At 76.4% G+C, this 11,526-nt stretch carries 8 protein-coding genes; 7 read left to right on the forward strand and 1 reads right to left on the reverse strand.

Annotation, left to right across the window (positions count from 1 at the left end; genetic code table 11):
• Position 1 precedes the first annotated feature (1 nt).
• The 7 genes from DLJ47_RS11510 to DLJ47_RS11540 all read left to right on the forward strand — a co-directional run bounded on the left by DLJ47_RS11510 (position 2) and on the right by DLJ47_RS11540 (position 8,003).
• Entirely contained in the window at positions 2 to 1,210 is a 1,209-nt protein-coding gene (locus DLJ47_RS11510; RefSeq protein ID WP_109900030.1) for a CehA/McbA family metallohydrolase, read from the forward strand.
• Positions 1,201 to 2,112, forward strand: a complete 912-nt coding sequence (locus DLJ47_RS11515) for a sugar phosphate isomerase/epimerase family protein (RefSeq protein ID WP_199235794.1) — start codon at positions 1,201 to 1,203, stop codon at positions 2,110 to 2,112. Before DLJ47_RS11510 ends, DLJ47_RS11515 begins: the two co-directional genes overlap by 10 nt.
• Positions 2,109 to 3,254 carry a Gfo/Idh/MocA family protein gene (locus DLJ47_RS11520; RefSeq protein ID WP_109900031.1) on the forward strand — a complete coding sequence of 382 codons (1,146 nt, stop codon included), beginning with the start codon at positions 2,109 to 2,111 and terminating at the stop codon, positions 3,252 to 3,254. Before DLJ47_RS11515 ends, DLJ47_RS11520 begins: the two co-directional genes overlap by 4 nt.
• On the forward strand, positions 3,254 to 6,043 hold the full coding sequence (locus tag DLJ47_RS11525) for a glycoside hydrolase family 38 N-terminal domain-containing protein (protein ID WP_109900032.1): 2,790 nt from the start codon (positions 3,254 to 3,256) through the stop codon (positions 6,041 to 6,043). Before DLJ47_RS11520 ends, DLJ47_RS11525 begins: the two co-directional genes overlap by 1 nt.
• A gap of 269 nt (positions 6,044 to 6,312) precedes the next feature.
• Positions 6,313 to 6,630, forward strand: a complete 318-nt coding sequence (locus DLJ47_RS11530) for a hypothetical protein (RefSeq protein ID WP_146228075.1) — start codon at positions 6,313 to 6,315, stop codon at positions 6,628 to 6,630.
• Between the two features lie 117 nt (positions 6,631 to 6,747).
• A complete protein-coding gene (locus tag DLJ47_RS11535) occupies positions 6,748 to 7,251 on the forward strand; it encodes a winged helix-turn-helix transcriptional regulator (protein ID WP_109900034.1) in 504 nt (167 codons plus the stop codon).
• 53 nt (positions 7,252 to 7,304) lie between these two features.
• Positions 7,305 to 8,003, forward strand: a complete 699-nt coding sequence (locus tag DLJ47_RS11540) for an SDR family oxidoreductase (protein ID WP_109900035.1) — start codon at positions 7,305 to 7,307, stop codon at positions 8,001 to 8,003.
• Between the two features lie 45 nt (positions 8,004 to 8,048).
• Here DLJ47_RS11540 and DLJ47_RS11545 read toward each other — a convergent pair whose 3' ends face one another.
• Complete coding sequence (locus DLJ47_RS11545; protein WP_109900036.1) at positions 8,049 to 11,453, reverse strand: DUF3892 domain-containing protein; 3,405 nt, start codon at positions 11,451 to 11,453, stop codon at positions 8,049 to 8,051.
• Between the last annotated feature and the right edge of the window lie 73 nt (positions 11,454 to 11,526).

The raw sequence follows: 11,526 nt of genomic DNA on the forward strand, positions 1-11,526 counted from the left end.
CATGGTCACGCACCGGGGCAGGTGGACCCTCCAGGACCGGGCCGACAACGTGCTGCGGTCCCTGCCGGTCACCGTCGCGCCCGGCACCGCCGCGCTCACCGTCCGGCTGGACTACCCCCGCGCGGCCGGGGTGCTCGACCTCGGCTGCGTCGGCCCGGCCGGCTTCCGCGGCTGGTCCGGCGGCGCCCGGGACGGCTACACAATCACCGCCGACTGGGCCACCCCCGGCTACCTCCCCGGCGAACTGGAACCCGGCGAGTGGCAGGTGCTGCTACGGCTGCACCGCATCCCGCCCGACGGGCTGGCGTACGAGGTCACCGCCACCACCAGCAGCACCGCGCCACCGGAACCCGAGCCGCCGGCCGCGCCGCCGCGCCCGGACCGGCCGCCCCGCCGGGACCTGCCCGGCGTCGACGGCCGGCACTGGCTCGCCGGTGACCTGCACGCGCACACCGTGCACAGCGACGGCGCGCAGACCATCGACGAACTCGCCGCGCTCGCCGCCTCCCGCGGCCTGGACTTCCTCGCCGTCACCGACCACAACACCGTCAGCCACCACCCCTGGCTGCCGGCCGCCTCCGCCCGCTACGGCATCAGCCTGCTGCCCGGCCAGGAGGTGACCACCGACCGGGGGCACGCCAACGTCTTCGGCCCGGTGGACTGGGTCGACTTCCGCCGGCCACCGGACGAGTGGCTCGCCGCCGCCCGGCGCGACGGCGGGCTGATGTCGGTCAACCACCCGCTCGGCGGCGACTGCGCCTGGCGGCAGCCGCTGGCCGACCGCACCCCGCTGGTCGAGGTGTGGCACTCCGGCTGGTGGGACCGCACCTGGGGGGCCCCGCTGGCCTGGGCGCGGGCGTGGCGGGCGGACGTCGTACCGGTCGGTGGCAGCGACTACCACCGCCCCGGCGCCGACGCGCTGCCCGGCTCCCCCACCACCTGGGTGCTCGCCGACCGCGCCGCCGCACCCGAGGACGCCGTGCTGGACGCGCTGCGGGGCGGCCGTACCGCCATCTCCGCCGACCCGGACGGGCCGTTGCTGCTGCGCCTCGGCGACGAACTGCTGGTGCTCGACGCCGACGGCGCGCTGCTGGCCTACCCGGACGGGCGGCACCGGCTGGTCCGCGGCGACCAGTGCCTGCTGCCGGCCGGCGACGGGCTGCACGTCCTGGAGTCCCATCGCATGGAGGTGATCGCACTGTGCAGCTGACCGGACGCACGCGGGTGGCCGGCGCCCCCGTCAACTACGGCATCTACCAGCCCACCGGCGCACCCGTCGGCCCCGACGACCTGCTCGCGGCGCTGGCCGACGACGGCTACACCGGGATCGACTCCGGCCCGATCGGCTACCTCGGCACCGGTGAGACCCTCGCCCGCCGGCTGGACGCCGCCGGCATCGCGCTCGCCGGCGGCTGGGTCGACCTGCGCTTCGCCGACCCGGCCGGCTTCGCCGAGGACCTGGCCCAGCTCGACGCGGCGCTGGACGTGTTCACCGCCGCGCCGGCCGGCGACCCCCGGTTCGCGCCCCGGCCGACCCTGGCCTGCCCCGGCAACCCGGCCCGGATGGCCCGCCCCGGCACCCCGACCGACCTGGCGTCGGCGCTGCCCGCCGCGGCCTGGCCGGACTTCGCCGCCCGGGTGCAGCAGGCCGCCGACCGGTGCCGCGACCGCGGCCTGGAGCCGGTGTTCCACTACCACCTCGGCACCGACGTGGAGACCGAGGCGGAGGCCGACCGGCTGCTCGACCTCACCGACATCGCGGTCTGCCTGGACACGGGGCACCTGGCGCTGGCCGGCGGCGACCCGGTGGCCGCGGTACGCCGCTGGGCCGGGCGGATCGGCCAGGTGCACCTGAAGGACGCCGACCTGGCCGCGCACGCCCGGGTCCGGGCGGCCGGCGGCGGGCTGATGGACGTGGTCGCCGCCGGCGGCTTCTGCGCCCTGGGCCGCGGCGACGTCGACCTCGCCGGGGTGCTCGCCGGCCTCGACGCCACCGGCTACACCGGCTGGCTGGTCATCGAGCAGGACGCCCCCGCGGACGGCCGGGACCTCGACCGGATCCGCGCCGACCAGCACGCCAACCTCCGGTGGCTCTCCGAGGCGCTGCGATGACCGAGCCGGGCAAGCGGATCCGGATCGCGGTGGCCGGGCTGGGCATCATCGCCCGTACCGTGCACCTGCCGCTGCTGCAACGCCGGGGCGACCTGTTCGAGATCGTCGCGCTGGCCGACCTGTCCCCGAGCCGGGTCGCCGAGCTGGGCGAGCGGTACGGCGTGGAACCGGCCCGCCGGTACACCGACGCGGCCCGGATGGTGACCGACGGTGGTTGCGACGCGGTGCTGCTGGCCACCTCCGGCTCGCACGGCGAGCTGGCCGCGCTGGCGCTGCGCGCCGGGCTGCCGGTGCTCTGCGAGAAGCCGCTGGCGTACACGCTCGCCGAGACCGACCGGCTGGCCGAGCTGGCCGGCGGTGGCACCGCCCTGATGGTCGGCTACATGAAGCAGTACGACCCGGCGGTGGCCGAGGCCGCGCGGCTGCTGGCCGAGCTGGGCGGCGCGGAGCGGGTGCACGCGGTGGAGGTGACCGTGCTGCACGCCGGCGGCGACCGGCAGCTGCGCTTCGCCAACCTGCCCCCGGCCCCCGGCGACGTGCCGGCCGAGGAGGCGGCCCGGTTCACCGCCGCCGACCGGGCGCTGCTGGACGCCGCCGTGGGCGCCGACCCGGGCGCCCGCACCCTCTACCAGATCCTGATCAACAGCATCTCGCACGACCTGTCGCTGCTGCGGCTCTTCACCGGCGCACCGGCCAGCGTGGAGCAGGTGGCCACCTGGCCGCTCACCCCGGCCGGCCCGGCCGAGCCGTCGGTGGAGATCAGCGGGCGGCTGCCCGGCGGGGCCCGCTACGGCATCCGGTGGCTCAACCTGCCGGACTACCCGGCCTACCGGGAGACGGTCACCCTGCACCACGCCCGCGGCTCGCTGGAGCTGGCGTTCCCCTCGCCGTACCTGCTCAACGCGCCCACCACGCTGACCGTGGTGGACGAGCACGGCGGCGGCGAGCGGCGGGCCACGTTCCGGTCGGTGACCGAGGCGTTCGAGCAGGAGCTGGTCGCGTTCCACGCGATGGTCACCGGGGGCGCCGCGCCGCTGACCGGCATCGCCGAGGGCGCGGCCGACGTACGGACCAGCCAGCAGGTGGTACGCCGCTACGGGGAGCTGACCGGGGCGGCGATCGGCGGAGAGGCGGCGAGCTGATGGGACGACCGACCGAGATCATCGTGGTGCCGCACACCCACTGGGACCGGGAGTGGTACGAGCCGTTCCAGCGGTTCCGGCTGCGGCTGGTGGCGCTGCTCGACGAGGTGTTCGACCGGATGGAGCGTGACCCGCGGCAGCGGTTCACGCTGGACGGGCAGCTCGCCGCGGTCGACGACTACCTGGAGGTCCGCCCGGAACGGCGGGAGCAGGTGATCGCCCTGGTCCGCGCCGGGCGGCTGGCGGTGGGCCCGTGGCAGATCCTGCTGGACGAGTTCCTCTGCTCCGGCGAGAACATCGTCCGCAACCTGGAACGCGGACTGGCCCGCAGCGCGGAGCTGGGCGGTGCCATGCCGGTCGGCTACCTGCCCGACATGTTCGGCCACATCGCCCAGATGCCGCAGCTGCTGGCCGGCGCGGGGCTGGCCCACGCCTGCGTGTTCCGCGGCGTGCCGGAGCGGATGCACCGGCACGCGTTCGCCTGGCAGGCGCCCGACGGCACCACCGTGCGCACCGAGTACCTGCCCGGCGGCTACGGCAACGCGGCCGGGCTGATGGAGGACCCCGCGCAGATCACCCGCCGGGCGGCCGACCTGGCCGGCAAGCTCGCCGACTGGCGGTTCGACGGCGAGGACACCCCGGCGCTGGCGATGTACGGCACCGACCACGCCGCCCCGGCGCCGGACGCCCCCGACCTGCTCGCCGCCGCCGACCTCGCCGACACCCGGCTGCGGCTGGGCACCCTCGCCGAGTACTTCGCCACCCAACCGACCGCCGTGGACGGCCTGCCCGTCGTCCGGGGCGAGCTGCGCTCGCACGCGCGGGCCAACATCCTGCCCGGCGTGATCTCCGTCCGGGCGCACCTGAAGCGGGCGATGAACCGCGCCGAGCGGCGGGTCGAGCGGTACGCCGAACCGCTCGCCGCGCTCACCCACGACACCTCGGTGCAGCGCTTCCTCGACATGGCCTGGACCCGGCTGATCGACGCCAGCTGCCACGACTCGGTGACCGGCTGCGGCTGCGACGAGACGGCCGAGCAGGTCGCCGCCCGGCTCGCCGAGGCCGACCAGCTCGGCCGGGCGGTCTGCGACCTGGTCGGCGCGCGGCTGGCCGCGGCCGTTCCCCGGGACGGCTACCTGGTGTTCAACCCCACCCCGGCGGCCCGTACCGCCCTGGTCTTCCTGGACGTGGCGACACCGGCCGACGCCACCGTGGCGGTGGCCGACGCCACCGTGGCGGTGGCCGACGCCACCGTGGCGGTGGCCGACACCACCGGCCGCGGCGTGACCGCCCAGGTCCTCGACCGGGGCCGGACGCTGCTCGCCGACGACGTGGTGCCGGCGGCCGACCTGCCGGCCGTGCTCACCCGGGTGCACGGCCGCGAGCTGTACGGCCAGGAGGTCGCCGCCTGGTCGGTGTCGCCCGACGACGCCACCCTCACGTTCCAGGTGACCCGGCACGGCGACCCGGCCTTCGACGTGGCGGACGTGCGGCTGGCGCTGGCCGCCGCCGGGCCGCACGACCGGTGGCGGGTACGCATCCTCGCCGCGCCCCGGGCCACCGTCGCCGCCCTGGTCGAGGTGCCGCCGCTCGGGCGCGCCGCGGTGCGGCCGGTGCCCCTGCCGGCGACGGCGGACCCCGGGTTCGCCCCGGTGACAGTGGCCGGCCGCAGCGTCGACAACGGGCTGCTGCGGGTCGACGTCGCCGAGGACGGCACGCTGGCGCTGACCACCCCGGACGGCGTGACGGTGGACGGGGTCGGCCGGGTGGTCGACGGCGGCGACGTGGGCGACAGCTACAACTACGCTCCGCCGGCCACCGACGAGGTGATCGACAAGCCGCGCGCGGTGCGCACAGTGGTCCGCCACGACGGGCCGCTGGTCGCCGTGCTGGACGTGGTGCGGGAGTACCGCTGGCCGGTGGCCGCGGACGTCGACGCCGGTTCCCGCGCGGTCGACCACGAGACGATCGTCGTCACCACCCGGGTGGAGCTGCGCTGCGGTGAGCCGTTCGCCCGGCTGCGGGTCGAGTTCGACAACCGCTGCGACGACCATCGGGTCCGGCTGCACCTGCCGCTGCCGTCCCCGGCCGACACCTCGTCCGCCGAGGGCCAGTTCGCCGTCGTGGAGCGGGGGCTGACCGCGGAGGGCGGCGGCGGTGAGGTGCCGCTGCCCACCTTCCCGGCGAACGGGTTCGTCGCCGCCGGCGGGCCGGACGGTGCCCTCGCGGTGCTGCTCACCCAGCCCACCGAGTACGAGCTGACCGACTCCGGCCGGGAACTGGCGGTCACCCTGCTGCGGTCGATCGGGATGCTGTCGCGCAATCGGCACGCGCTGCGCGACGAGCCGGCCGGCCCGCAGCTGCCCACGCCCGAGGCGCAGTGCCGCGGCCTGCGCACGGTCGAGCTGGCGGTGCTGCCGTACCGGGGCGGCTGGCACTCCGCCGGGGTGCTGGCGGCCGCCGAGGCGTACCGGCACGAGCTGCTGGCCTTCCCCGGCACGGCCGACCCGGCCACCGATCTGCCGGCGCCGACGGTCGGGCTCGCCGTGGACGGCGCCGGCGTCGCACTGACCAGCGTGCGGGACCGCGCCGGCCGCACCGAGGTGCGGCTGGTGGCGCAGACCCCGACGGACACCACCGCCGTGCTCGGCGGCGCGGCCATCCGCGCGGCGTGCCGGGCCGACCTGCTCGGCCGGCCGGGCGAGCCGCTGACGGTCGACGGTGACGGGCTGGTCCGGGTGCCGCTGCGGGCCTGGGAGATCGCCACCGTGCAGCTCGACCTGAACTGATCCGGCGGCGCCCGGCGGGGCCCGGCCCGGGCCGGGCCCTGGCCGCGCGGGCGGTGGCCGGACGGCCGAGTCGGTGTGGTCCTGACGACCCCGGTGCGACCACCCGGGCGGACAGTGGCTCCCACCTGTCCGTACCAGGTTCCCGCAGGACAGCGGGATTTTCGGGCGAAAACACCCTCATAACCGGCGCGGCGTAACGGTAGGAGGATTCACTCGCGCTGAAACTGGTGAAGGTGGGCCCAGCACCTGCGCCCAAGGGGGGATCATTCGTGTCCGAAACCAGTCTCGACCGGCCCGAACAGCAGGCCGACCGGCCCGAAGAGGTGACCGACCCGCTGCTGTGGAAGTTGGCTCTGGAGGTGGCCGACGCCCACGAGCCGGACGGTGACGGCGGCTGCCGCAACCTGCTCTGCGCCGGCCAGCCCTGGCCCTGCGTGGCCTGGAACAACGCCCAGCACGCGCTGAGCGTGGCGCGGGCCGACGCCACCCCGGCGGCGCCCGCCGGCGCGGACGGGCGGGAGCCGGCCACCGGCTGGTCCGCCACCCCGCCGGCCCAGCGCCGGCCGGCCTCCCGGGTCGCCGCCTAACCACGCTCGTCACACCGATGCCGACCACCTGGAACGGGTGGTCGGCATCGTCGTGTCCGGGCCCTGTGACCTAGCTGACTTTGGTACAGCTAAGTCAGCTACGGTAGCGTCGCCGGCATGACCGACGACCTGCTCGCCGACCGGGACTCCTGGCTGACCAGCACCTGCTCGATCGCCAGCGCCCTCGACGTGGTCGGCAACCGCACCACCCTCCTGTTGCTGCGGGAGGCGTCGCTGGGCACCCGCCGCTTCGACGCGTTCGCCCGGCGGGCCGGCGTCAGCGAGCCGGTCGCCGCCGCCCGGCTCAAGCAGCTCGTCGCCGACGGGCTGCTCGAGCGGCACCCCTACCGGGAACCGGGCCAGCGCACCCGCGACGAGTACCACCTCACCCGCAAGGGCGCCGAGCTGCTGCCGGTGCTCACCGCGCTGCGCCAGTGGGGCGACGCCTGGGCCGCCGACGAGGCCGGCCCGTCCATCCGCCTCGAACACCACGACTGCGGCGCCGCCGTGCACGCGCGGCTGCGCTGCGACGCCGGCCACGACGTCGCCGCCGACGAGATCGCCGTACGCCCGGGGCCCGGCCTGCGCCGCAGCGACCCGGACGCGCCGACGGCGCCCTGAACCCCACCCCCGTCGCGTGAGAGTCACGCGCCGACACAGCCAGGAGTACGCCCATGAAGATCGCCGGAACCACCGCCCTCGTCACCGGCGCCAACCGGGGCTTCGGCCGGCACCTCGCCGCCGAACTGCTCGCCCGCGGCGCCACCGTGTACGCCGGCGCCCGCAACCCCGACCGGGTCGACCTGCCCGGCGTCACGCCGGTGCGGTTGGACATCACCGACCCCGCCTCGGTGACCGCCGCGGCCGACCTCGCCCGGGACGTCACGCTGCTGGTCAACAACGCCGGCTCGGGCACCGGGGCGGACCTGCTCGACGCCGACCTCGACCGGATCCGGCTGGAGATGGACACCCACTACTTCGGCACCCTGTCGGTGGTGCGGGCGTTCACCCCGGTGATCGCCGGCAACGGCGGCGGGTCGATCCTCAACGTCCTGTCCGCGCTGTCCTGGCTGAGCTTCCCGCACGTCGGCGCGTACAGCGCGGCGAAGTCCGCCGAGTGGTCGATGACCAACGCGCTGCGCGTCCAGCTCGCCGACCGCGGCATCCGGGTCGCCGGCCTGCACGTCGGGTACATGGACACCGACATGGCCGCCGGCGTCACCGGGCCCAAGTCCGACCCGGCCGACATCGCCCGGATCGCTGTCGACGGCATCGAGGCCGACGCGTACGAGATCCTCGCCGACGACGTCAGCCGGCAGGTGCGGGCCGGGCTCGCCAGCGGCGTCGCCGCGCTCTACCCGCAGCTGCCGTGACCGGCCGGGTGGGGTGGCCCCAGGTGCCACCCCACCCCCGCCGGCTCACCGCACGTGGTTGCACTCCGGCAGGCTGTCCAGGTTGTTCGGCGCGGCGTCGTCGGCCACCGTGCGCAGGTACGGTCGGCCCGTTCGCGGCCGGATGACCCGGATGGCGGTACGCGCCGTGCCCGGCTCCTGCACGAAGAACGCGAACCGGCCGCTGCCGATCAGCTCGATCGCCTCCGGCACCGGGATCAGGAAGTGGCTGCCGTCGCCGTTCTGCCCGCCCAGCCCGACGGTCGTGCCGTTCACCGTCCGCACGCAGCTCACCCGCACCGGCACCGCCGCGTCGTAGTACTCGGTGTCGGCGACCAGCGCCACCTGCAGCCAGCCCTCGCTGGTCACCGACGGCTCGTTGGGCAGCAAGGCGTCCGGGGTGGTCGGCACCACCGAGTCGCTGGTCCACTCCCCCGGCGCGTTCCGCCGGTGCCAGTGCCACGAGCCGCGCACGTCCTGTGGCAGCGGCAGCCGGGTCGTCTCCAGGTCCCGCAGCACCGGGCCGTAGCGCAGCGCCGGGGACAGCCGGGACAGCGCCGGCGCGGTCCACTCCCGCAGCAGCCCCACCCCCTTCTGCGGCACCAGCCCGGCGGTGATGTGCACGTCCGAGCCGGGCACCATCAGCAGGGTCAGCGGCACCGGCACGCCGGGGTTCACCGTGAAGGTCCCGGAGGTGTCCACGTACGGCGAGGTGATCGGGTCGGCGCCCGGCAACCCGGCCACCCCGCTCTCGTCGGGCAGGCCCGGGGCGAGCAGCGCCACCGCCGGGTCGACGATGTGCAGCCGGTCCATGTCGTCGCCCACGCAGTACGCCAGCAGCCCGTCCTGGGACCGGGACAGCGTGCCCAACCGCACCGGTACGCCGGTCCGCGCGTTCTCCGGAGGCTGCCGCGGGTCCTCCACCTCCACCTTCAGGTAGGCCCGCACCACCGCGACCGGCCGGCCGAGCAGCAGCGCCAGGTGCTCGTCGCCGGCCCGGCCGGTGACGTCCACCGTCCACCGGGTGGTGTCCAGCACCCGCAGCAGCGACTCCAACGCGCTCTGCGCCCCGCCGGCCGGATGACCCCCGGCGCGGGCGGTGGCCAGCGCGTGGTCGGCGGCCAGCATCCGGTCGGCGAACCGCGCCAGCAGCGGGTTCGGCAGGAACCGGCTGGGCGGCGCGCCCAGCGTCGCCGGCCGGCCCGGGTCCTCCTCCCAGGCGGTCACCGTCTCCGGGTCCGGCCGCAGCCGTCCGTAGCCGCTGCCCTTGTCGTCGAAGAACTCCAGCGTCCGGTCCACCAGCGACGGCACCAGGTACCCGCAGACCGGGCTGATCCCGGCGTCGGCGTCCCGGAGCGCCCCGGTGGCGTCGGCGAAGCGCAGCAGCACCCGGGCCGGGGCGGTGAACCGGGGCCGCAACGCGGCCAGGTCCGGATGCCCCGGCACGGCCAGCGTCGCCCCGTGCGTCACCGGCGCCGGCGTCGCCACGTCCGGGCCGAGCACCTCCACGAACCGGCCGAAGCCGTCCACCAGGCGGGCCCGGTCCACCCGCAGGTAGCCGGCCCGCAGGGCGACGAAGTCCGGCGCCCGCGGCGGCTGCGGCGGCTGTGCCGTGTCGGTGGCGTTCGGCGCGTCCACCACCAGGCCGGTGACGTCGCGGCGCAACTGCTCGGCGATGCCCACCAGCTCACCGGAGAGCAGGTCCCGCTCGGCGTCCTCCGCGTCGATGGTGCCGTCCAGCAGCGCGGCCGCCGACGCGGACAGCATCACCCGCCCGCGCAGCGTACGGCCGGTCTCGGCGGGCGGCTCGGTCACCGTGGCGGGCAGCTCGAAGTCGACCTCGCCGAGCGGCCAGTCGTGCGCCCCGCGCGGGGACGGCAGGTAGCTGCCCGACCATTCCAGCAGCAGCGGGTTCCACGGCCGGCTCGGCGGGGTCACCCCCACCGGGCTGGGCAGCTGTCCCTCCACGACGGCTCCGGGCGGCGCGCTCGTCGGGTCGCCCACGCCCGGGTCGAACGTCGCCCACCAGGCGGCCCGGGCGGCGGCCACCGGGGACGGCTGGGTGGCGGTGGACCGGGCCAGGTCGGGGGCGGAGCCCGGGTCGATGCTGGCCAGCTCGACGAGCAGGTCGGTGGCGACCGCCGGCACGCCGTACTGCGGCAGCAGCCCGGCGAGAGGGGTGGGCGGCAGCACCGTGGCGCCCCGGCCGGCGTCGCCGCCGGCGACCCCGAACCCGCGTACCGTCTGCCCGTCCAGCCGGCACAGCAGGGTGCCCAGCTCGGAGTAGCGGCCGTCCGCGCCGTGCTTCGGGCTGCGCCCGCCGCCGGTCACCACCAGCGTCGGCTCCAGCGCGTGCCACACCCGTGGCCGGGTCCGCTCCACCTGCACGAACGACCCGCCACCGGCGGCGCCGGAGCCGGTCGCCGGCTGCCAGATGTACTCGTTGCCGGCCGCCGCCGGAGCCGAGCCGAACCGGCTCTGGTGCAGCGAGGCGTCCAGCCGGGCCGGACCGTCGCCGCCGGTCACGTCGGCCAGCGCGCCCTGCAGCAGCGCCTCGACCATCCGGGCCGCCTCGGTCGGGTCGTCCGGCTCGGCGGCGACCGCCGCGAGCGCCTCGGCCAGGGTCTCCCCCAGGGCCAGCGCCACCTGGTCCGGCGCCGGCCGGTAGTCGGTCTCCCGGCCGAGCAGCCCGCCGTCGCCGGGCCAGTTCGGCGTCGGCCAGCCGATGGAGACCGCCGCCGCGTGGTAGACCGACCGGTCCGGCACCGGCTGGTCCTCGTCCTCGTCGTTCGGCTCGTGGACCTGCCAGCCGAGGTCCTCCATCCGCGTGGCGTACGCCGTCTCGCCGGTCACGTGCAGCGGGTCCCGGGTCGGGTCGGTGTACCAGCCCACCACCAGGTACGCCACCGGCCCGGTCACCCCGGTCAGCTCGTCGTGCAACGCGAACCGGTGGGTCACGTTGTCGTAGTAGCCGGCCCAGCCCAGGTCGCCGTGGCCGAGCGCGGTCAGCGGGGAACGCGGCGCTGGGCCGGGCGCGGGCAGGGTCGGTCCGGTCAACGCGCGGTCCACCCGCACCGGCTCGATCGCGCCCGCGTACGGCAGCAGCCACGCCTCCACGGCGCGCGGACCGGGCGTCGCCGCGCCGGAGAGCCGCACCACCAGCCACCGGTCGGGCACCGGCGGGAAGGTGGTGGCGCCGGTGTCGTCGGCGACGCCCCGGGTCAGCCCGTCGGGGAGCCCCCAGTGCAGGTGTGCGCCCGCCGGCCGGGCGGTGGACCGGGCGCTGAACGGCTCGGGCAGCAGGTCCTGCTGCACCCGGCCGCTGGCCGGCGGGGTGGGCCGGGTCAGCGCGGTGTCCGCCCAGTCGGACGCGGCACCGGGTTCCCGGACGACCAGGACGTCGAGCGCGACCGGGACGAGGAGAGTTGTCACGGCAAGGGGCTCCCTTGTTCGGGGCGGGCCGGTGTCGGGCCCGGCGGTGGGATCGGCGGGGCCGGGTCAGGAC

This window comes from Micromonospora sp. S4605, assembly GCF_003176715.1.
GTDB lineage: Bacteria > Actinomycetota > Actinomycetes > Mycobacteriales > Micromonosporaceae > Micromonospora > Micromonospora echinaurantiaca.